The 20,340-nt window shown below is 61.8% G+C and carries 20 protein-coding genes; 3 read left to right on the forward strand and 17 right to left on the reverse strand.

The window, feature by feature from the left end; genetic code table 11:
- Nucleotide 1: 1 nt before the first annotated feature.
- The gene (rpmF, locus tag OH720_RS24810; protein WP_003179396.1) at nucleotides 2–184 is read right to left on the reverse strand and encodes a 50S ribosomal protein L32; all 183 of its coding nucleotides are present in this window, start codon (nucleotides 182–184) and stop codon (nucleotides 2–4) included.
- Nucleotides 185–197: 13 nt separating this feature from the next.
- Entirely contained in the window at nucleotides 198–725 is a 528-nt protein-coding gene (locus OH720_RS24815) for a YceD family protein (RefSeq protein ID WP_008066540.1), read from the reverse strand.
- Nucleotides 726–830: 105 nt separating this feature from the next.
- Between OH720_RS24815 and OH720_RS24820 the strand changes: the two genes are divergently transcribed.
- Nucleotides 831–1,409 (forward strand): Maf family protein, encoded by a 579-nt coding sequence (locus OH720_RS24820; protein ID WP_180202691.1) that lies wholly within the window; start codon nucleotides 831–833, stop codon nucleotides 1,407–1,409.
- A gap of 44 nt (nucleotides 1,410–1,453) precedes the next feature.
- On the opposite strand, the gene OH720_RS24825 is transcribed toward OH720_RS24820, so the two are convergent.
- From OH720_RS24825 to rluC, 3 genes are read right to left on the reverse strand one after another with little or no spacing between them, the layout of a single operon-like run.
- Entirely contained in the window at nucleotides 1,454–2,443 is a 990-nt protein-coding gene (locus tag OH720_RS24825; RefSeq protein ID WP_272603276.1) for a S49 family peptidase, read from the reverse strand.
- A gap of 24 nt (nucleotides 2,444–2,467) precedes the next feature.
- Nucleotides 2,468–3,130: an HAD-IA family hydrolase gene (locus OH720_RS24830; protein WP_272603277.1), complete on the reverse strand. Its 663-nt coding sequence runs from the start codon at nucleotides 3,128–3,130 to the stop codon at nucleotides 2,468–2,470.
- The gene (gene rluC / locus OH720_RS24835; protein ID WP_008066549.1) at nucleotides 3,117–4,079 is read right to left on the reverse strand and encodes a 23S rRNA pseudouridine(955/2504/2580) synthase RluC; all 963 of its coding nucleotides are present in this window, start codon (nucleotides 4,077–4,079) and stop codon (nucleotides 3,117–3,119) included. The genes OH720_RS24830 and rluC overlap by 14 nt, the downstream gene beginning before the upstream one ends.
- Nucleotides 4,080–4,781: 702 nt before the next feature.
- Between rluC and rne the strand changes: the two genes are divergently transcribed.
- Nucleotides 4,782–8,009 carry a ribonuclease E gene (gene rne / locus OH720_RS24840; RefSeq protein WP_272603278.1) on the forward strand — a complete coding sequence of 1,076 codons (3,228 nt, stop codon included), beginning with the start codon at nucleotides 4,782–4,784 and terminating at the stop codon, nucleotides 8,007–8,009.
- 210 nt (nucleotides 8,010–8,219) lie between these two features.
- Here rne and OH720_RS24845 read toward each other — a convergent pair whose 3' ends face one another.
- From OH720_RS24845 to OH720_RS24900, 12 genes are all read right to left on the reverse strand, one after another.
- Nucleotides 8,220–8,810: a nucleotidyltransferase family protein gene (locus OH720_RS24845; protein ID WP_272603279.1), complete on the reverse strand. Its 591-nt coding sequence runs from the start codon at nucleotides 8,808–8,810 to the stop codon at nucleotides 8,220–8,222.
- Nucleotides 8,807–9,790: an XdhC family protein gene (locus OH720_RS24850; RefSeq protein WP_272603280.1), complete on the reverse strand. Its 984-nt coding sequence runs from the start codon at nucleotides 9,788–9,790 to the stop codon at nucleotides 8,807–8,809. Before OH720_RS24850 ends, OH720_RS24845 begins: the two co-directional genes overlap by 4 nt.
- Entirely contained in the window at nucleotides 9,790–12,111 is a 2,322-nt protein-coding gene (locus tag OH720_RS24855; protein ID WP_272603281.1) for a xanthine dehydrogenase family protein molybdopterin-binding subunit, read from the reverse strand. The genes OH720_RS24850 and OH720_RS24855 overlap by 1 nt, the downstream gene beginning before the upstream one ends.
- Nucleotides 12,108–12,578, reverse strand: a complete 471-nt coding sequence (locus OH720_RS24860) for a (2Fe-2S)-binding protein (protein WP_008066557.1) — start codon at nucleotides 12,576–12,578, stop codon at nucleotides 12,108–12,110. Before OH720_RS24860 ends, OH720_RS24855 begins: the two co-directional genes overlap by 4 nt.
- 240 nt (nucleotides 12,579–12,818) lie before the next feature.
- Nucleotides 12,819–13,838, reverse strand: a complete 1,020-nt coding sequence (gene murB, locus OH720_RS24865) for a UDP-N-acetylmuramate dehydrogenase (RefSeq protein WP_272603282.1) — start codon at nucleotides 13,836–13,838, stop codon at nucleotides 12,819–12,821.
- A complete protein-coding gene (locus OH720_RS24870) occupies nucleotides 13,835–14,299 on the reverse strand; it encodes a low molecular weight protein-tyrosine-phosphatase (RefSeq protein ID WP_272603283.1) in 465 nt (154 codons plus the stop codon). The genes murB and OH720_RS24870 overlap by 4 nt, the downstream gene beginning before the upstream one ends.
- The gene (gene kdsB / locus OH720_RS24875; protein WP_272603284.1) at nucleotides 14,299–15,063 is read right to left on the reverse strand and encodes a 3-deoxy-manno-octulosonate cytidylyltransferase; all 765 of its coding nucleotides are present in this window, start codon (nucleotides 15,061–15,063) and stop codon (nucleotides 14,299–14,301) included. The genes OH720_RS24870 and kdsB overlap by 1 nt, the downstream gene beginning before the upstream one ends.
- Nucleotides 15,060–15,245: a Trm112 family protein gene (locus tag OH720_RS24880; protein ID WP_007945752.1), complete on the reverse strand. Its 186-nt coding sequence runs from the start codon at nucleotides 15,243–15,245 to the stop codon at nucleotides 15,060–15,062. The genes kdsB and OH720_RS24880 overlap by 4 nt, the downstream gene beginning before the upstream one ends.
- Before the next feature lie 25 nt (nucleotides 15,246–15,270).
- Complete coding sequence (lpxK, locus tag OH720_RS24885; protein WP_272603285.1) at nucleotides 15,271–16,281, reverse strand: tetraacyldisaccharide 4'-kinase; 1,011 nt, start codon at nucleotides 16,279–16,281, stop codon at nucleotides 15,271–15,273.
- The gene (locus OH720_RS24890; protein ID WP_008066569.1) at nucleotides 16,281–16,709 is read right to left on the reverse strand and encodes an ExbD/TolR family protein; all 429 of its coding nucleotides are present in this window, start codon (nucleotides 16,707–16,709) and stop codon (nucleotides 16,281–16,283) included. The genes lpxK and OH720_RS24890 overlap by 1 nt, the downstream gene beginning before the upstream one ends.
- Nucleotides 16,706–17,341, reverse strand: coding sequence for a MotA/TolQ/ExbB proton channel family protein (locus tag OH720_RS24895; RefSeq protein WP_008066570.1), 636 nt, complete (start codon nucleotides 17,339–17,341; stop codon nucleotides 16,706–16,708). The genes OH720_RS24890 and OH720_RS24895 overlap by 4 nt, the downstream gene beginning before the upstream one ends.
- Before the next feature lie 107 nt (nucleotides 17,342–17,448).
- Nucleotides 17,449–19,674: a DNA internalization-related competence protein ComEC/Rec2 gene (locus OH720_RS24900; RefSeq protein ID WP_272603286.1), complete on the reverse strand. Its 2,226-nt coding sequence runs from the start codon at nucleotides 19,672–19,674 to the stop codon at nucleotides 17,449–17,451.
- A 136-nt stretch (nucleotides 19,675–19,810) separates the two neighbouring features.
- Between OH720_RS24900 and OH720_RS24905 the strand changes: the two genes are divergently transcribed.
- Entirely contained in the window at nucleotides 19,811–20,326 is a 516-nt protein-coding gene (locus OH720_RS24905; protein WP_008066572.1) for a DUF2062 domain-containing protein, read from the forward strand.
- Nucleotides 20,327–20,340 lie beyond the last annotated feature (14 nt).

Consider the following 20,340-nt stretch of genomic DNA (forward strand, 5'->3'; position numbering starts at 1 on the left):
ATTACTCGTCAGCGCCCTTGTCGATCACTTTACGGCCACGGTATACGCCTTCTGGCGATACGTGGTGACGCAGGTGAACTTCACCGGTGGTTTTTTCTACAGACAGGGTGCTAGCCTCGAGAGCGTCGTGCGAACGGCGCATGTCACGGGCAGAGCGGGATTTTTTGTTCTGCTGAACAGCCATAATTGATTAACTCCTAAACGTTTGGGTCACGCTTTAACTGCGCCAATACACTGAACGGGTTGGACCGCGTTACCTCGTCCTCGCTCGGTTCGGGCTCATCTGCTCCCGCCGGCTGCTGGCATTCTTCCGGATGATGAGCAGGCACAATGGGCAAGGCGAGCAGAAGCTCCTCCTCGATCAGTGACTGCAGATCCAAAGGATCTTCGCCCAGTTCCAGCACGTCATAACCTTTCGGTAACGACTGGGTATTCGCACCCTCCTTCACCACAGCGTAACTGCATTCGCTATGGATCGGCAGGGTGACCAGCTCAAGACAACGCTGGCAAACCATTTTGACTTCAGTGTCGATAAAGCTGTGGATGACCACAGATTTACGTTCATCTCGTTCAAAAACGAATTTAGCCTGCACCGTACCGACATTGTCGGAAAGCGGGTCGCAGAGTCTCTTCAAATCGGCCAGCAGCATTTCACCTTGGAGGGTGGTGCCACGATCAGCCAATTTGCGCGGGTCAACGTGAGGTGGAATCGGGTCATTCAACATAGGCGCAGCATTATAGGGATGCACCCGCCCATGTCAAAGGAAATTCAGCCCTATCCGTCACTTGGAAGCCCCGCTAGAATTCTCGCCTGCCATTTGGAGTTGCGCATGCTGCCTTTATTACTCGCTTCAAGCTCGGTCTATCGCCGGGATTTGCTGGCCCGCCTGCAGCTGCCATTCAGCTGCAGCTCGCCGGACATCGACGAAAGCCATCGCCCTGGCGAATCCGCCATCGAGCTGGTCAAACGCCTCGCCGAAGAGAAAGCGCGCGCCCTGGCGGCCAGTCATACCGCTCATCTGATTATCGGTTCCGACCAGGTCGCGGTGCTGGGCGAACGGATCATCGGCAAGCCCCACACCTTCGAGAAAGCCCGCGAACAACTGCTGGCCGCAAGCGGCGCCAGCGTGACGTTCCTGACTGGCCTTGCCCTGCTAAACAGCCAGACCGGCCACTGCCAGGTCGACTGCGTACCTTTCACAGTGCACATGCGCACACTCGACAGCGAACGCATCGAACGCTACCTGCGCGCCGAACAACCCTACGACTGCGCTGGCAGCTTCAAGGCCGAGGGACTGGGGGTGAGCCTGTTTCAGAGCACCGAGGGCCCCGATGCCACCAGCCTTGTCGGTTTGCCGCTGATTCGCCTGGTGGATATGTTGCTGGCCGAAGGCGTGCAAATCCCCTGACGTGAAAAAACCGGCCGAAGCCGGTTTTTTGCACAATGGAAAAATCAGCGCAACGACGGACCGTTAAACCCCATCCACATCGCCAGATGCTCAGCCACGCTGGCGCCGAGCTTTTTCGAGAAGCGATCGAACGGCGATTCCTGAACGGTGAAATCCACCAGCTCTTTTTCGCCGATCACATCCCGCGCAACATAACTGGCATTACCCAGGCCATCGACCAGGCCCAGCGGCAGCGCCTGCTCACCCGACCAGACCAGCCCGGAGAACAGCTCCGGATGCTCCTTGTCCTTCAGCCGATCGCCACGACCCTGCTTGACGCTATTGATGAACTGTTTATGCGTGGTATCGAGCACGCCCTGCCAGAACGCCGTTTCTTCAGGCTTCTGCGGCTGGAACGGATCGAGGAAGGATTTGTGTTCGCCCGAGGTGTAGGTGCGACGCTCCACACCCAGCTTCTCCATGGTACCGACAAACCCGTACCCGGCCGCCGTCACCCCGATGGAACCCACCAGGCTCGCCTTGTCGGCATAGATCTGGTCCGCCGCACTGGCGATGTAATACGCACCGGAAGCGCCGAGATCGGAAATTACCGCGTAAAGCTTGGTATCCGGATGCAGGCCACGCAGTCGGCGGATCTCGTCATAGACATACCCTGACTGCACCGGACTGCCGCCCGGGCTATTGATGCGCAGGATGACGCCCTTGACCTTTTCGTCTTCGAAGGCAGCCCGCAGGCTACCGACGATGTTGTCGGCACTGGCCGGCTCCTTGTCGGCGATCATGCCGTTAACGTCGATCAACGCGGTGTAGTTGCCACTGCGGGTAGCGGCCTTCTCAATGTCCATCAGTGGCGTGAACAGCGCCAACGCGACGAACAGGTACACGAAGGTCAGCAACTTGAAGAAAATCCCCCAGCGCCGTGAGCGACGCTGCTCCTGCACACCGGCCAGCAGGGTCTTTTCCAGCAGCTTCCAGCTTTTTTCGTCACCGCTCTCTGCGCTCGCCTTGGCGGGCGCTTTCCATTTGTCGGCCATGCCATCTACCCCAGCAATAACGTATTAGGCCCGCTGACTCAGCCAGGCATGCAATTGTGAAAAACGATCGATGGCCAGTCGCGGCTCGAACAGCTTCAGCGCTTCGATCGATTGCGCGCCGTAGCTGACCGCCACCGAATCCATGCCCGCGTTGCGTGCCATCTGTAAATCGAAGGACGAGTCGCCAACCATCAGGGCCTGATCCGCACGCACATCACAATGGGCAAGTATCTGCTCAAGCATCAACGGATGGGGCTTGCTGGCCGTCTCGTCGGCGGCCCGGGTGATATCGAAGTAATCTTCCCAACCGTGAGACTTCAGCACCCGATCCAGCCCGCGACGAGCCTTGCCCGTGGCCACGGCCAGATGATAGCCCTCGGCACGAAACGCCTCGAGGGACTCGACCACGCCCTCGAACAAGGGCGAAGGCTGTGCTTCCGAAGCGATATAGTGGTCGGCGTAGTGCTGACGAAAGGCTACCAGCTCGGCATCGCCGATGTCGGGATACAGGGTCCGAATCGCCTCCGGCAGCCCCAGGCCGATGATGCCCTTGACGGCAAAGTCATCGCACTGCTCAAACCCGGAGCGCTGCGACGCCACGTGCATCGCCTCGACAATCCGGCCAATGGAATCGGCCAGCGTGCCGTCCCAATCGAAAATCAGCAGCTTGTAATCAGATGGGTGCACTCAGGCGCTCCACGGTTTTAGCCCACATTTCGTCGACAGGCGCCTGCAACTTCAGTTCGCCACCATCCGGCAGCGGCACGGTCAGCATGTAGGCATGCAGGAACAGGCGCTTGCCGCCCAGATCGCGGATTTCCTTGCTGAAACCTTCCTCGCCATACTTGGTGTCGCCAGCGATGCAATGCCCGGCGTGCAAGGTATGCACGCGGATCTGGTGAGTCCGGCCGGTAATCGGCTTGGCTTCGATCAGGGTGGCAAAGTCGCCGAAGCGGCGCAGGACCTTGAACACGGTCACGGACTCCTTGCCCTCCTCCTCGTCGACCTCGACCATGCGCTCGCCGGAGCGCAGGTTGCTCTTGCCCAGCGGCGCGCGGACTTGCTTGATCGAGCTCGCCCAATTACCGCGCACCAGCGCCATGTAGCGCTTGTCGACGCCATCACCGCGTAACGCGGTGTGCAAGTGGCGCAACATGCTGCGCTTCTTGGCGATCATCAACAGGCCGGACGTGTCACGGTCGAGACGGTGAACCAGTTCCAGTTCCTTGCAATCGGGGCGCAACTGACGAAAGGCTTCGATCACCCCGAAAGTCAGGCCGCTACCACCATGCACCGCAATGCCGGCGGGCTTGTTGATCACAATCAGGGCCTTGTCTTCGAAGACAATCGAGGCTTCCAGGCGCTGCAACAGCCCCTGGGCCAGCGGTACCGGCTCGTCGCGCTCAGGCACGCGAACCGGCGGCACGCGCACGATATCGCCCGCCTGCAGCTTGTATTCGGGCTTGATCCGGCCCTTGTTCACTCGCACTTCGCCTTTGCGCAAAATGCGGTAAATCAAGGTCTTGGGCACGCCTTTGAGCCGAGCGAGAAGGAAGTTATCAATACGTTGGCCGGCATATTCCGGCGAGACCTCAAGCAGTTGTACGCCTGGAGTCGGGGGGGTAGTCGTCGTCATGGCGCGGATGATAACAATTTTTTATGGAATTGAAGCACTTAATCATTGCTGCTATAGTCGCGAACGCCGCCAAAAGCGGCCTGGCCAGCGGACCAACGGTCAAAAACCGGCCCTGACCAACGCAATTCACCAGGACGCGAGGCCGTCCTACGGGGCTTTCGCTACGTAACGGTGGAGTTTGCAACTGTAACAAGCGCAGGTGACATGAGGCCTGAATCAAACCGCGAAGCAGAGTTTCCACTCGCTTTTCGAGCCAATATTCATGGCCAGTTCACAAAGTGCAGTCAGCTGCGGATGACCCCGAGCGAAAGGCTTCGGAAACAACGCCTAAATTAGCCATGATGCGTGACCTCCCCTTTCGGAGCTCACGGTAAATGCCAACCCGCTGCGGATTCTGCGCGCGGCAGCACCCGAATTATCAGGGATACGTGTAGGGTGGAGATGCACAACCGCTGGCCTGTGTAGCAATAGGCTTTATCAAGACGCTTCATCTCGTCCACAGCCGCCGGTTGATTCCTCCTCCTGACTGAGTGCTTAAGTAGCCACAGCAAGCAGGACGCGTACGTCGCGACAAAGGCCCACATTGGCCGGACATCGCTGGACACGGGAATGGCCAACCACTCCCGACGCACCTGACACCGACCATGAGAAGTCGTGTGTGCCGAACGCCGTTTCCGGCAGCCCGGAAACCGACGGTACTACATGAAAAGAATGCTGATTAACGCAACTCAACCCGAAGAGTTGCGTGTTGCACTGGTAGATGGCCAGCGCCTCTACGACCTGGACATCGAATCCGGTGCACGCGAGCAGAAGAAGGCCAACATCTATAAAGGCCGGATTACTCGCATCGAACCAAGCCTGGAGGCTGCCTTTGTCGATTTCGGCTCTGAGCGCCACGGCTTCCTGCCCCTCAAAGAAATCTCCCGCGAATACTTCAAGAAAACCCCTGAAGGCCGCGTCAACATCAAGGACGTCCTGAGCGAAGGCCAGGAAGTCATCGTCCAGGTCGAAAAAGAAGAGCGTGGCAACAAGGGCGCAGCCCTGACCACCTTCATCAGCCTGGCCGGTCGTTACCTGGTCCTGATGCCGAACAACCCGCGTGCCGGCGGTATTTCCCGTCGCATCGAAGGTGAAGAGCGCAACGAACTGCGTGAAGCGCTGAACGGTCTGGTCGCACCAGCCGACATGGGCCTGATCGTGCGCACTGCCGGCCTGGGCCGCAGCAGCGAAGAAATGCAGTGGGACCTCGACTACCTGCTGCAACTGTGGACCGCCATCAAAGAAGCCTCGCTGGATCGTTCCGCGCCTTTCCTGATCTACCAGGAAAGCAACGTGATCATCCGCGCGATCCGCGATTACCTGCGCCAGGACATCGGCGAAGTGCTGATCGACAGCGTTGAAGCCCAGGACGAAGCCCTGACCTTCATCCGCCAGGTGATGCCGCAGTACGCCAGCAAGATCAAGCTGTACGAAGACAGCGTACCGCTGTTCAACCGCTTCCAGATCGAAAGCCAGATCGAAACCGCTTTCCAGCGCGTCGTCGAACTGCCTTCCGGCGGCTCCATCGTGATCGATCCGACCGAAGCCCTGGTGTCCATCGACATCAACTCGGCGCGCGCCACCAAAGGCAGCGACATCGAAGAAACCGCGCTGCAGACCAACCTTGAAGCCGCCGAAGAAATCGCCCGTCAGTTGCGCCTGCGCGACATCGGCGGCCTGATCGTCATCGACTTCATCGACATGACCCCTGCCAAGAACCAGCGCGCCGTGGAAGAAAAAGTCCGCGAATGCCTGGAAGCCGACCGCGCTCGCGTGCAAGTCGGTCGCATCTCGCGCTTCGGCCTGCTGGAAATGTCCCGTCAGCGCCTGCGTCCATCCCTGGGCGAAAGCAGCGGCATCGTTTGCCCGCGCTGCAACGGCACCGGCATCATCCGTGACGTTGAATCGCTGTCCCTGGCGATCCTGCGCCTGATCGAAGAAGAAGCCCTGAAAGACCGTACCGCCGAAGTTCGTGCCCAAGTGCCGATCCCGGTGGCCGCGTTCCTGCTCAACGAAAAACGCAACTCGATCACCAAGATCGAACTGCGCACCCGTGCCCGCATCGTCATCCTGCCGAACGATCACCTCGAAACGCCGCACTTCGAAGTGCAGCGCCTGCGTGATGACAGCCCGGAAGCGGCGATCAACCAGTCCAGCTACGAAATCGCTGCTGCCGCTGCCGAAGTGGAAGAAGTGCAGCCTGCTGCCGCGACCCGCACCCTGGTTCGCCAGGAAGCCGCGGTCAAGACGGCTCCCGCCCGCGCCAACGCTCCGGTTCCGACCGAAGTCGTCGCCGCTCCGGTTGCCGCACCAGTCGCGGTACCAGAGCCAAGCCTGTTCAAAGGCCTGGTGAAGTCGCTGGTCAGCCTGTTCGCCGGCAAGGAAGAGCCTGTCGCTCCGGCCGTGGTCGAGAAACCGGCTGCCCCTGAGCGTCCAGCACGCAGCAACGAAGAACGTCGCAACGGTCGCCAGCAGAGCCGCACCCGTACCGGTCGCCGCGATGAAGAACGCAAGCCTCGTGAAGAGCGCGCCCCCCGTGAGGAACGCGCCCCACGCGAAGAGCGCCAGCCGCGCGAAGTCCGCGAGCCTCGCGAAACCCGTGAAGAAACGCCGGTCGTAGCCCGCGAAGAACGTGCCCCTCGTGAAGAACGCGCACCACGCGCGCCTCGTGAAGAACGTGCTCCACGCGCCCCACGCGAAGATCGCAAGCCACGTGGCGAGCGTGAAGAGCGTGTGCGTGAACTGCGCGAGCCTCTCGACGCCGTCGCGCCTGCCGCTGCTCCTGCCGCTGCTGTCGCTGCCGCTACCACTGAAGAACGCCCGGCCCGTCCGCCACGCGAAGAACGCGCTCCACGCCCACCGCGTGAAGAACGTCAACCACGTGCCGAACAAGCCGCTGCCGTAGCCGAAGAAGAGCTGACCGGGAACGAAGAGCAACTGCAGGAAGAGGGTCAGGAAGGCGCCGAAGGCGATCGTCCACGCCGCCGCTCCCGTGGCCAGCGTCGTCGCAGCAACCGTCGCGAGCGTCAGCGTGATGCCAACGGCAACGTGATCGAAGGTTCGGATGAGTCCGAAGCCGGCGATAACAATGAAGCGCCAAGCACTGCTGACCTGGCCGCTGGCCTGGCTGTTACCGCAGCCGTTGCCAGCAGCGTGATCAGCGCTCCGGCCGAAGCACAGGCCAACGAGCAAGCCGAACGCGCCACCGCCGCTACGCTGGAAACGGCTCCTGTCGAAGCGCCAGTCGTGGAAGCGACGACTCCGGTCGAAGCCACTGCAGCGCCGGAAATCGAAGTGGCAGCCGCTCCAGAAGCCCAGCCAGTGGTTGAAGCTGTCGCTGAGCCAGTCGTGGTTGCAGAACCGGTTAGCGAAACCGTAGCTGAAACCGTGACTGAAACTGTTCGTGAAGTTCGCGAAGAGCAAACGGCGTTCAACTGGGTTGCCGAGCCAGCCGTAGCCGAAACCCCTGCTCCAGCGCCGGTTGCTGAAGCTGAAGTGGAACAAGCGATGGTCTCCGAGCCAGTGGTTGCCGCTGCCGAGCCTGCTCCAGTGGTTGAAGCGCCGGTGGTTGCCGAAGTGCCTGCTCCGGTAGTTAAAGCGCCGGTAGTTGCCGAAGAACCTGCTCCGGTGGTTGAAGCCGCGCCTGTCAGCGCCCTGACGCCAAGTGGCCGCGCACCGAACGACCCACGTGAAGTGCGTCGCCGCAAGCGTGAAGAAGAGCGCCTGCAGAAGGAAGCCGAACTGGCGGCCGCTGCGGCTCAGGCTGAAGCAGCTGTCGCTGCCGAGCCGGTTGAGTCGGTGATTGCCGAAGCACCTCGCTCCGTTCAGGAAGCGGTTGAGCAACACGAGAAAGCCCAGGAAAAAGAGCACGAGCCTAAACCCCTCGTCTGATTCCCTCGGCAAGTGAAAAGCCTCGCCCGGTGATCCCGGGCGGGGCTTTTTTATGTCCGAAACAATCACACCGTTCCCCCTGTAGGAGCGAGCGGGCGGCGATCCGACTTGCCCGCGAAGGAGACACTGCGGTCCATCAGGCCGACCGCGTTATCGTTCTTCGCGGGCAAGTCGGATCGTCGCCCGCTCGCTCCTACAGGGGATCTATGATTATTTGAAGTTCAGCTTTTCAGGCACATCCACATCCCACAACACACCAGAATCATCCACCTTCACCTCAACCACCCGCCCCTGGGCAAACAACGCCTTGGCGCCGCGATCGCCTGATAACGTCATCAACCCCGGGCCAAAACGGCGCCCAAAGCCCACCGGATGCCCGTATTCCCCGTCCTGTACCGGCACGCTGATACAGTCATCGCCCATCTGAGCCACAACGTGTTCAATGCTCGACGGCAGGATGAATGGCATGTCCCCCAGCACCATCAGCCAACCATCAAGCTGCGCACTCGCCGAGACCCCGGCCGCAATGCTATCGCCCATCCCGGTCGATTCGATCAGGACGATCTCATAGCCATAGGCCTTGGCCATGCGGATCACTTGCGGTCGATCTGCCGTGGTCACCAAAAAGCGCTTATCCAAGGTGGGAGGCAGATTCACCAGGACGTGTTCGATAACGGATCGAACCGCGCCATCACGCCCCATGCAATCAGCCAGCAGCTTGTCCTTGTCGTCGCCCGCGACCTGGCGAAACCGACTGCCCTGCCCCGCCGCCAACACGATCACCCCGATGGATTGACTCATACACCCTCCCGCAGCGATTTCTTTTGCTTGAGCTCGACACCATTCTTGATTGCCACGATCTCAGCCATCAGCGACAAGGCGATTTCCGCCGGGTTGTGGCTGCCGATGTGCAAGCCGACCGGGCCATGCAGCCGCTCGATGGCCTGTTGCGACAGGCCGAGCTGAGCCAGGTTGTCCCGGCGCTTCTGGCTGTTGACCCGCGAACCGAGTGCGCCGACATAAAAAGCCCGGGAGTCGAGCGCTGTCAGCAGGGCCATGTCATCCAGGCGGGGGTCGTGAGTCAGTGCGACGATGGCCGTGCGCTCGTCGGTCTGGATGTTCACCACCGCCTCATCAGGCATGCCCGAGACGAATCGACCGTGCTGCTCCTCCCAGCCGTAGACGAACTCGCTGCGCGGATCGCATATCAGTACTTCGAAATCCAACAGCCGCGCCATTTCGGCGACATACCGGGACAACTGCCCGGCGCCGATCAACAACAAGCGCCAACGCGGGCCATAAATGGCCCGCAGAGTGTGACCATCGAAAACCAGCTCATCCGCCTTGGCGGCGGGCTGCAAAATGACTTCTCCGGTGGCGATATCCAGCGAACGTGCGACGATTTCATGGGCTTCGCAGCGAGCCAGCAACTCGGCCACCCACCCTGGGTCGCCAACGCGCTCCTCGGTCAAACGCAAGGTGCCGCCGCAGGGTAAACCGAAGCGCGCGGCCTCCTCACGCGTCACGCCGTAGGTGATCAGTTGCACGGGCGGCCCATCAGCCGCAATGCGACCGTCATGCAAGCGGGCAATCAGGTCGTCCTCGACACAACCGCCGGACACCGAACCAATCACCACGCCGTCCCCGCGCAACGCCAGCATGGCGCCAGGCGCCCGGGGCGCGGTGCCCCAGGTCTGCACGACGCTGTACAACATCACCCGCTGGCCGGCGCGGCACCACTCCAGCACGCTGCGCAGGACATTCAGATCGGCACTGTCCATCACGCCTCGACCTTCTGCCAACCCTGCAATTGATATCGAATCGGCAGGCTGCGGATACGCTTGCCGGTGGCCGCGAAGATCGCGTTGCACAGCGCCGGTGCAATCGGCGGCACACCCGGCTCACCGACACCGCCCAACGGCACGTTGCCCGGCGGCGTCACCAGGTGCACCGAGACTTCCTTGGGCGCCAGGGACATGCGCGCCACTTCGTACATGTGGAAGTTGTCCTGCTGGGCCTTGCCATCCTTGAAGCTGATTTCGCCCAACACCGCGTTGCCCAGGCCCATGACGCAGGCGCCTTCGAACTGCGCGCGAATCCGCTCGGGGTTGATCTGCGGCCCGCAATCCACGGCGATGTCGGCTTTGTGCACGATCAGGGTGCCATCATCCTTGACTTCGACCTCGATCACCGCCGCCACGTAGGTCACGAAACTGTAATGCACCGCCAGGCCCAGGCCTCGGCCCTTGGGCAACTCGCGGCCCCAACCGGCGGCCTTGGCGGCGGTTTCCAGTACCCTGCGCAGGCGAGCGGTGTCGATCGGATAACGCTCGGGCGATTCACCGTAGTTCCATTCTTCACTCAAGGTGCGCGGATCGATCTGACGGTCCGGGCCAAGCAATCTGACCTGATACTTGAGCGGATCCTCCCCAGCCTTGTGCGCCAGCTCATCGATGAAGCTCTGGATGGCAAAACCATGGGGGATGTTCGACACCGAGCGATACCAGCCAACCCGCGTGTGGACGGTGGCCTCGGGGTTTTCCAGGCGAATGTTGGGAATCGCGTAGGCCATGTTGGTGAAGCCCATGCCCAACTCGAAGGCAGCCTCATGGTTCATGCCCGGCGCGAACAACGCGGTGATGCTCGGCGCCACCGTGCGGTGCAGCCAGCCAGAGGGCAAGCCGTCCTTGTTCAGGCTGGCCTTGAGGTATTCGGCCGACACGGTGTGAAAATACGAACAGTGAATATCGTCTTCACGGGTCCATTGCACCCGCACCGCCTTGCCAGGGAACTCCTTGGCCAGGATGGCCGCTTCGATGATGAAGTCCGGTTTGGACTTGCGCCCGAAGCCTCCGCCCAGCAGCGTCACGTTGAAGGTGACGTTATCGAATGGCACGCCCAGGCGTTCGCCGATGCGCTCGCGGGTGACCTGTGGCGCCTGGCTTGGCCCCCAGGCCTGGCACATGCCGTCCTTGTAGCGAGCGATGGCGACCATCGGCTCCATTGGCGATTGTGACAGGTGCGGCAGATAGTAGGAGGCTTCCAGGGTGTTCACGGCATTGGCCATGGCGTCGTCGATGTTGCCGGTATTGCGTACCACTTTGCCGGGCTTGAGCGAGGCGGCCTCCAGCTCCTTGCGGTAGGCGATCGAGTCGTAGCTGGCGTTGGGGCCGTCGTCCCATTCGATTTTCAAGGCCTCACGCCCCTTGATCGCCGCCCAGGTGTTGTTGGCCACCACCGCGATGCCGCCCAGGGGTTGAAACTCCGAGGGCAAGGGCCGGCTTTCGATCTGGATGACCTTGACCACCCCCGGCACTTTCATCGCAGCACTGCCATCGAAGCTCTTGACCTTGCCGCCGTACACCGCCGGGCGGGCAATGGTGGCGAACAGCATGCCATCAAAATGCACGTCTGCGCCGTATACCGCGCGGCCATTGACGATGTCGTCACCATCGATGGCTTTGGTGCCTTCCTTGCCGATGTAGCGAAACTCCGAGGGTTGCTTGAGGCGCAGGCTGTCACGGGCCGGCACGGCCAGGGCGCTGGCAGCGGCGGCCAGCGCGCCATACTCCAATTCGCGACCGGAAGGCGTATGGATGACTTTATGCAGCTGCGCACGACATTCGCCGACCGGCACTTTCCATTGGTCGGCGGCAGCCTGCTCCAGCATGGTCCGGGCGGCGGCGCCACAGCGGCGCATCGGCTCGTACCAGTGCCGCATGCTGCGTGAGCCGTCGGTGTCCTGGTTGCCGAACCGCACTTCATCGCCCGGCGCCTGTTGCACCTTGACCCGCGCCCAATCGGCCTCCAGCTCGTCGGCCACCACCATGGTCAGGCTGGTCCGTACGCCCTGGCCCATTTCCGAACGGTTGCAGACCACCGTCACCGTGCCATCAGTGGCAATGCTCACATACACCTTGGGATCGTCGATCCAGCCATTGGGCATGCCATCGGCGCCGAACTTTTTCTGCGCCTCTTCGGCAAACGCGTCCTGCCAGCCCCAACTCGCAGCCACCACCAGTGCACTGGCGGCCCCCACGCCCTTGAGGAAGCCCCGCCGACTGAGGTTGCTCAGGGCGAAATCATTCACTAACTGGCTCATGCCTTGGCCTCCTTCAGGTGAGTGGATGCCTGGCGGATAGCGGTCTTGATACGGTTGTAGGTACCGCAGCGGCAGATATTGCCGACCATCGCCTCTTCGATCTGCTCATCGCTGGGGTCGGGATTGGTCTTGAGCAATGCGGTGGCGGACATGATCTGCCCGCCCTGGCAGTAACCGCATTGGGCCACGGCCGTATCGAGCCAGGCTTGCTGCACGACTTTGCCAACCGGGTCGGCGTGCAGGTTGTCGATGGTGGTGACGTTCTGGCCGACGACCGAGCCAATCGGCGTGATGCAACTGCGCGCCGGAGCACCTTCGATATGAATCGTGCAGGCACCGCAAAGGCCCATGCCACAGCCAAACTTGGTGCCGTTATAACCGGCCACGTCGCGAATCGCCCAGAGCAAGGGCATATCCTCGGTGACGTCGAGTGGATGGTCTTGACCATTGAGTTTCAGGGTAATCATGGGCACGCCCGCATAGTGCTTGAGTTATGGGGTCGAGCAATCTGCCGTTGGATCTTTGGTGGGTCACGCAGATCGGCTCAGGCTAATGGGCTCTCTTGTACAAACGGACACGTCTGCACCGGGCCTTTGGTGGAGCAAATGCTTGCATCGTCAGCAGACCGGGTTAAGCCTGCATTAACAAAAAAGCCCTGCACAACTTGAGTTATGCAGGGCTTTGGCAATCCATCATGAAAGCTTAGCTCAATACCTATTGGGCTCCATTTCCAGGTCGACATGGAAACGCTCTGAAATGTCTTTCTGGATGCGCTGTGCCAGGCCCAGCAGTTGCAACCCAGTGGCATTGCCGTAATTGACCAGCACCAGAGCCTGCAGTTTGTGCACGCCGGCGTCGGCATCACGGAAACCTTTCCACCCTGCCCGCTCGATCAACCAGCCGGCAGCCAGCTTCATCTGTCCGTCGGGTTGCGCGTAGGCCACCAGGTCCGGATATTCGCCCTTGAGCTGTGCGACCAGCGCCGCTGGCACCAGGGGGTTCTTGAAAAAGCTGCCGGCATTGCCGAGCACCGCTGGATCCGGAAGCTTTTCGTTGCGAATGTTGCAAATGGCCTGGCTGACGTCCGTGGCCGTCGGATGGTCGATGCCCTGCTCGGTCAGGCGCTGCCGCACAGGACCGTACTCCAGGTGCAGGTGCGCGGTGCGATCGAGGATGAAACGCACGCGCAGGATCAACCAGCGCCCAGGCTCCTGTTTGAACAGGCTGTCGCGGTAAGCGAAGTTGCACTCTTTCAGGCTGAAGTCTCGCAGTTCGCCACTCTGGCGATCCAGGGCGGTCAGGCCGGCGAACACATCCTTGATTTCCACGCCATAGGCGCCGATGTTCTGCATGGGTGCCGCGCCAACGGTGCCGGGAATCAGGCTGAGGTTTTCCAGGCCCGACAAGCCCTGCACCAGGGTGTGCTGCACGAACGGGTGCCAGGGTTCGCCCGCCTCGGCCTCGATCACGACTTTGCTACCATCGTCGCTGATCACGCGTATTCCGCGGGTGGCCATGCGCAGCACCAGCGATTCGATATCGGCCGTCAGCAGCAAGTTGCTGCCACCGCCGATCACCAGCAAGGGCACCTGGTGTTCCCGCGCATAGGCCAGGGCCTCACGCACATCCGCGTCGCTGTGGGCCTCGGCAAACAGGCGGGCCTGGACATCCACGCCAAAACTGTTGAACGGCTTGAGCGAAACCCGTGATCGCAGTTGCAAGCTCATAACCGTTCCTTCAGTTCGATCACCAACAGGTCACTGGCGCGCTCGATCAAGTCCAGCACATGTTCAAAGCCATGCTCACTGTCGTTGTACGGGTCCGGGACTTCCTCGACCTCCGAGGCGTAGCGACGCAGGAACAGGTCCAGCTCCGCCCTGCCCTTGGCCGGTTGCAGATCCATGAGGTTGCGCAGGTTGCTGTTGTCCATCGCCAAAATCAGGTCGTACTCGGAGAAATCGGCGCGGGTGACCTGCTGGGCGCGTTGGGCGGACAAATCATAACCACGGCGCTTGGCCGCTGCCTGGCTGCGCTTGTCCGGTGCACTGCCCACGTGCCAGTCGCCGGTACCGGCGGAGGCCACTTCGACTTGATCGGCCAGCCCCGCTTCGCGCAGCTTGTGCCGCAGAACGCCTTCGGCCGTGGGTGAACGGCAGATATTGCCCAGGCAGACAAACAGAACCCGCATCAGGCCTCCAGCAGGCGACGAACGCGCTCAAGGTCTTCAACGGTATCGACACCGGCAGGCGGAGCGATCAGCGCGTCGGCGACGTGAATCCGTACCCCGTGCCACAAGGCGCGCAGCTGTTCCAGGCACTCGGTGTTTTCCAGCCAGCACGGGCCCCAGCTGACGAAGTCATGCAGGAAACCGGCGCGGTAGGCGTAGATGCCGATGTGGCGGCGATACGGCACACCTTCGGGCATTTGCTCCAGGCTCTTGGCGAACGTGTCCCGTGCCCATGGCAACGTGGCGCGGCTGAAGGTCAGTGCCAGGCCATTGAGGTCGCTGACGACCTTGACCACGTTGGTGTTGAACAGGCTCTCCACGTCTTCGATCGGCTCGGCCAGCGTGGCCATGCGCGCTTCGGTGTGGGCAGCCAGGTTGACGGCCACCTGATCAATGACACTGGGCGGGATGAGCGGCTCGTCACCCTGGACGTTGACCACGATCGCGTCAGGCGACAGGCCCAGCTTCGTCGCGACCTCAGCCAGGCGATCGGTTCCGGAGTTGTGGTCTTCGCGAGTCATCACCACTTCGGCACCAAAACCTTCGCAGGCCTGGGCGATGCGTGCATCGTCCGTGGCAACCACCACGCGCTGGGCGCTGCTCTTGCACGCCTGCTCCCAGACGTGCTGGATCATCGGCTTGCCGGCGATCAACAACAGCGGCTTGCCCGGCAGGCGGGTGGAGGCGTAGCGCGCAGGAATAACGACGGTAAAGGCTGTGGTCATTTATCCAGGCGCTCGTCGGTGGTCAAGGTACGGGCTTCGGTTTCGAGCATCACCGGGATACCGTCGCGAATCGGGTACGCAAGGCCAGCGCCCTTGCTGATCAGCTCGGTCTTGTCGGCGCTGAGCTTGAGCGGGCCTTTGCAGACCGGGCAAGCGAGGATATCGAGCAATTTGGTGTCCATGATCATTCCCTGGATAGAAACGGAGTTAAGGCAAAAGACGCGCCGGCAACAGGCGCATCAACTGGGTATCGAACCAGGCCGTGAAGGCTGGCGACGGCACAGCGTCGACCGCCAGGTACCACCAGTCGGCGGCGGCGAAGGCACGGCACTTCACCGCATCCTTTTCGGTCATCACCAATGGTAATGACGGGTTGAAATTCAGGGCCTGCACGCTGTATTCAGCGTGGTCGGCGAACGCATGCGGCACTGGCTGCCAGTGTAACGTTTCGAGGGTCTTGAAGAAACGCTGCGGGTTACCGATACCGGCCACCGCGTGCAGCGCCTGGCCCGCGGGAAAGTGATCGAGCGGGCGCCGTTCGCCGCTTTGCAGGTTGACCAGCGCCGTCGGTTGCAACTGGAAGGCAAAGCCGTCGCCGCTGTCCGCCGTGGCGCCGTTGTAGAGCACCGCGTCGACACTTTGCAGACGCTCGACCGGTTCACGCAGGGGCCCGGCCGGCAAGCAGCGGCGGTTGCCCAAACCGCGGGCAGCGTCGATCAGGACCAGCTCCAGGTCCCGAGCCAGGCGGTAATGCTGCATGCCGTCATCGGACAGGATCAGGTCCAGAGGTTCACTCGCCAGCAGGGCTTTGACCGCGCGACTGCGATCCGGATCGATCATCAAGGGCACGCCGGTTCGCTGCACGATCAGCAGCGGCTCATCGCCGGCGATGTCGGCGCTTTGCTGCGCCTCGACCCGCCACGGCAATTGCGCAGGCTTGGCACCGTAACCCCGGCTGACCACACCGACCCGCAAACCACTGCGTTGACAGTGCTGGATCATCCACAGGATCAGCGGTGTCTTGCCGGTGCCGCCGACGGTGATGTTGCCCACCACGATCAGCGGCACCGGTGGCTGATAGATTTCACCCTCGCCCGCCAGAAAGCGCTTGCGCTTGTTGTTGACCACGCAGCGGTACAACCACTCCAGCGGCTGTAACAGTTTCAGGGCCGGATGACCCCGGTACCACGCAGCGAGCAAGCGATCGGACATGGTCATCAGGGCGCGGCCGGAGCCGCCTCGACCGTGGTCATGCGCAAATGGCTGAAGCCGAGCTTGCCGGCAGCGTCCATGGCGGTGATGACCGACTGATGCTGGGATTTTCCGTCGGCGCTGATGGACAGCGGCCGACTGGTGTCGCCATTGGATTGTTTCTGCAGGGCATCCATCAGCGTCGCAAGGTCGCTTTTGGGCAATACCTGGTTGTTCACCGAAAACACGCCATCGGCACTGATCGCGATGTCCAGTTGCCGGGTCTGGTCATCGGAAGGTGCACCGCTGACCGCTTCGGGCAGATCGACGCGCAACTGGGTTTCACGGGTGAACGTGGTGGTCACGACGAAAAACAGCAGCAGGATAAACACCACGTCGATCAGCGACGCGAGGTTGATGTCCACATTCTCCCGTTGCTTGCGGCGGAATTTCACGCTTTGACCCCCGCCAGATCCACGTCACGATCACCCTGCACGACTTCGACCAGCTTGATCGCTTCCTGCTCCATGCCCACCACCAGTTCATCGATCCGGCGTTGCAGGAAGCGGTGGAAGAATACCGACGGGATACCGACCATCAAACCGGCAGCCGTGGTAATCAGCGCCTTGGAGATACCCCCGGCCAGCACTGCGGCGTTGGTGGTCATGCCCGTGCCCATGAACGCGCTGAAAATATCGATCATGCCCAGCACCGTGCCCAGCAGTCCCAGCAACGGGGCCATGGCGGCGATGGTGCCGAGGGCATTGATGTAGCGCTCCAGCTCGTGGATGACCCGCGCGGCGGCCTCTTCGATACACTCCTTCATGATCTCGCGACCATGCCGGGAATTCGCCAGGCCAGCGGCCAGGATTTCACCCAACGGCGAATTGGCGCGCAGCTCCTTGAGCTTTTCCTTATTGAGTTGCTTGTCCTTGATCCAGACCCAGACCTGCCCGAGCAAATGCTCCGGGGTCACGCGACTGGCCCGCAGGGTCCACAGGCGTTCGGCAACAATTGCCATGGCCGCGATGGAACTCAGGATGATCGGCAGCATCATCCAGCCGCCGGATTTGACCAATTCCCACACAGTGACAGTCCCCTCGAAAAAGTGCGCCACTCTAACATAGGGGGTGGGCGCACCGAAGACTGTGATGTCGCATCCGGTCGGCCTTTGATAATCCCGGGTTATTTGCCCTAGGGTGGCGGATCACGCCAGAAACGACGTTCTTGACGCATTGAGCGCGGCGCTTCGAAACGCCCCAGCTGCAGATGAACGGCGCCTTGCTCCGCACTGTCGTAGATCGCCATCGCACGATGCCGATAGCGTTCGATCACCACCGGATGGGGATGGCCGAACGAGTTGCCATGACCACGGGAGATCAGTGCCGCCTTGGGCTTCAAGACGTTGAGCAGCGCCATCGAAGACGAACTGCGACTACCGTGGTGCGGTGCCTGCAACCAATCGGTAGGCACGGCCAATGCGCTGTCGAGCAACGCGCGTTCGGCGTGGGTGTCGATGTCACCGCTGAGCAACAATCGCTCGCCATTGGCTTCGATCTGCAACACGCAGGAATTCTGGTTGCTGTCCCTGGCCAGCGGCCAGTGCCACAGTTGAAAGTTCACCCCGTCCCACGTCCATTGCCGGCCGCTCTCACAGCCCCCGGCCTGCAACTCGCCAGGCAGGTCGGCAGGTTCGCCACTGAGCACCCGTTTGACCGGCAAGCCATTGGCCACTGCCCGGGCGCCACCGGAGTGATCGGCATGGGCATGGCTGATCAACATCAGGTCGACCGCCTTCACCCCCAGTTTGCGCAGTGCCGGCAGTACCACCCGCTCACCCTGGTCAAGACCACGCACACGCGGACCGGCGTCATACAACAGTGTGTGATGGCGAGTGCGCACCATGATCGCCAGCCCTTGCCCCACATCCAGTTGCCAGACCTCGGCAATGCCTTCGGGCAGCATCGGCCGCGGCGGAAAAACCAGCAATAGCAGCAAAGGCCAGCCTAACGGTCGTATCGGCACGCCGCGCGGCAGCAGCAACAAAAAGGCGCCCAGTGTGCCGATGCCCCAGACCCATAGCGGAATGGCCGCGGGCACCCACGCGGGAACCTTGCCGGCGACCAATGCCAGCCCAGTGAACAGCCAATCGATCAAGCCACCCGCCAGCCACAGCAACCCCTCGCCGATGTAGGGCACCGGCAGCAACAGTGTGCCGAGCAATGCAGGGGGCAGCACCACCAGGCTGATCCAGGGCACCGCCAGCAGGTTGACCAGTGGCCCGCTGAGGCTGATCGGCAATCCCAGGACCAGCAAGAACGGGCCAAGGCCGATAGCGATCAGCCACTGTGCACGGGTCCAGGTTTGCCACCATGGCCAAGGTCCCAGGCGCCCACCGAACGTGAAGATCAGCACCGCCACCGCCGCGAAGGACAGCCAGAAACCCGGTTGCAGACTCGCCAACGGGTCCATCAGCAAGACGCCATTGAGCGCCAGCAACAGCGGCCACCAGGCACCGAGGTGGCGAAAACGCAGGCGCCACAGCAGCACCAGGCCGATCATCAGGCAGGCCCGGCGAACCGGCACTTCGAAGCCAGCCAGCAGCCCATAGCCAAGGGCGGCAACGAAAGCCAGGCCGCAGGCCCAGGGCAACCATGGCAGACGGCCTGGCCACAAGCCGTAACGGGCAAGCCCGGCGATCAACAGATAAACCAGCCCCGCCAACAAGCCGACGTGTTGCCCGGAAATCACCAACAGGTGCACGGTGCCGGTGTCTTGCAACACCTGCCAGTCTTCGCGACTGAGCCCCGCGCCGTCTCCGAGCACCAACGCCACCAGCACGCCAGTCCGGCCCTGGGCGTCCACGGCCTGCAGCCTCTGGCGGATACCGTCGCGCCAGGCCCACCGGGCAGGCGCAAGTCGCTCCCCGGCCTTGACGGTACCGGTTGCACCAATACGTTGCGCCAACAGCCAGGCCTCGTAGTCGAAGGCATGTGGATTGAGCAACCCCACGGGTCGCTTCAGCTTGACCGCCAGCCGCCAGCGTTCACCGCTGTTGACCGGCGGGCCGTCGTACCAGGCCAAACGTAAATGTTGCGGCAGGACGGTGCGGCGTGACTGACTATCGGTCAGTTCGAAACGCACCACACCCTCGCCATTCTGTGGCAACCCGCTGACCCGCCCTTCGACCCAACGCGTTTCCCCGTCGAGGGCCGGCGACAGCCGATCATCCAGGGCCCATTGGGCATTGGCGCAGGCCCAACTCAGGCCGAACAGGAAAAACGCCGCCGGATACGTCCTGAACGGCAGCAACATCAAGCCGGCCACCGGCATCAATAACCACAACCAGACCGGCGGTAACACCGGTAAAAAACGCAAGGCCAACAGGCCCAACGCCAGCGCCATCATCCCTGTGCGCATAAGCCCGTCCTTGAGAGTCCCGTCACTAGGCATAGCCGGCCTGGCGCACGTCCGTCGTTAACAATTGTCACAAAGTCTGAATGGGCGCCTCATAGAATCCAGACATACTTGCCGCCTTGATCGACCGAGAAGCCTTATGCCCCGGCGCTTATTCAAACGCTACATGCCAGACCCGACCAGCATCAGGGAACACAAGTCCTTACGCTTTCTCGGCACCCTGCTGCATGACCCGAACCTCTGGCACCTCAATCGCCATTCCGTCGCCCGGGCCATGGCGGTCGGCCTGTTCGCGGCATTCCTGCCGATTCCGTTGCAGATGCTGGTCGCTGCGGTTCTCGCGATCATCGTGCGCGGCAACATGCCGATTGCGGTCAGCCTGGTCTGGCTGACCAACCCGATCACCATGCCGGCGGTGTTCTTCTGCACTTATCAGACCGGGGCCTGGTTGATGGATGTTCCCGCACGGCACCTGCCGGACGAGCTGACCTGGGAATGGATAAGCGGTGAGCTCTCGACCTTGTGGCAGCCATTTTTGCTGGGGTCGGTGGTGGTAGGCGTTGTGCTTGGGGCGTTGGCCTATTGTCTGGTGATGATGTATTGGCGCTGGTGGGTTGCGCGGCAGTGGCGGCGGCGTAAGCAGAGTCGTATGTGAGAGGCGGTTTGATG

The organism is Pseudomonas sp. WJP1, assembly GCF_028471945.1.
In the GTDB taxonomy this organism is placed as follows: domain Bacteria; phylum Pseudomonadota; class Gammaproteobacteria; order Pseudomonadales; family Pseudomonadaceae; genus Aquipseudomonas.

What these genes read in the sequence shown, in the direction of transcription:
- OH720_RS24845 (WP_272603279.1), bottom strand. Translation starts at nt 8,810, where the DNA reads ATGAGTCAATCCATCGGGGTGATCGTGTTGGCGGCGGGGCAGGGCAGT.
- kdsB (WP_272603284.1), bottom strand. Translation starts at nt 15,063, where the DNA reads ATGACCACAGCCTTTACCGTCGTTATTCCTGCGCGCTACGCCTCCACC.
- rpmF (WP_003179396.1), bottom strand. Translation starts at nt 184, where the DNA reads ATGGCTGTTCAGCAGAACAAAAAATCCCGCTCTGCCCGTGACATGCGC.
- rne (WP_272603278.1), top strand. Translation starts at nt 4,782, where the DNA reads ATGAAAAGAATGCTGATTAACGCAACTCAACCCGAAGAGTTGCGTGTT.
- OH720_RS24860 (WP_008066557.1), bottom strand. Translation starts at nt 12,578, where the DNA reads ATGATTACCCTGAAACTCAATGGTCAAGACCATCCACTCGACGTCACC.
- murB (WP_272603282.1), bottom strand. Translation starts at nt 13,838, where the DNA reads ATGAGCTTGCAACTGCGATCACGGGTTTCGCTCAAGCCGTTCAACAGT.
- OH720_RS24825 (WP_272603276.1), bottom strand. Translation starts at nt 2,443, where the DNA reads ATGGCCGACAAATGGAAAGCGCCCGCCAAGGCGAGCGCAGAGAGCGGT.
- OH720_RS24905 (WP_008066572.1), top strand. Translation starts at nt 19,811, where the DNA reads ATGCCCCGGCGCTTATTCAAACGCTACATGCCAGACCCGACCAGCATC.
- lpxK (WP_272603285.1), bottom strand. Translation starts at nt 16,281, where the DNA reads ATGACCATGTCCGATCGCTTGCTCGCTGCGTGGTACCGGGGTCATCCG.
- rluC (WP_008066549.1), bottom strand. Translation starts at nt 4,079, where the DNA reads ATGACGACGACTACCCCCCCGACTCCAGGCGTACAACTGCTTGAGGTC.
- OH720_RS24850 (WP_272603280.1), bottom strand. Translation starts at nt 9,790, where the DNA reads ATGGACAGTGCCGATCTGAATGTCCTGCGCAGCGTGCTGGAGTGGTGC.
- OH720_RS24820 (WP_180202691.1), top strand. Translation starts at nt 831, where the DNA reads ATGCTGCCTTTATTACTCGCTTCAAGCTCGGTCTATCGCCGGGATTTG.
- OH720_RS24855 (WP_272603281.1), bottom strand. Translation starts at nt 12,111, where the DNA reads ATGAGCCAGTTAGTGAATGATTTCGCCCTGAGCAACCTCAGTCGGCGG.
- OH720_RS24900 (WP_272603286.1), bottom strand. Translation starts at nt 19,674, where the DNA reads ATGCGCACAGGGATGATGGCGCTGGCGTTGGGCCTGTTGGCCTTGCGT.
- OH720_RS24870 (WP_272603283.1), bottom strand. Translation starts at nt 14,299, where the DNA reads ATGCGGGTTCTGTTTGTCTGCCTGGGCAATATCTGCCGTTCACCCACG.
- OH720_RS24815 (WP_008066540.1), bottom strand. Translation starts at nt 725, where the DNA reads ATGTTGAATGACCCGATTCCACCTCACGTTGACCCGCGCAAATTGGCT.
- OH720_RS24880 (WP_007945752.1), bottom strand. Translation starts at nt 15,245, where the DNA reads ATGGACACCAAATTGCTCGATATCCTCGCTTGCCCGGTCTGCAAAGGC.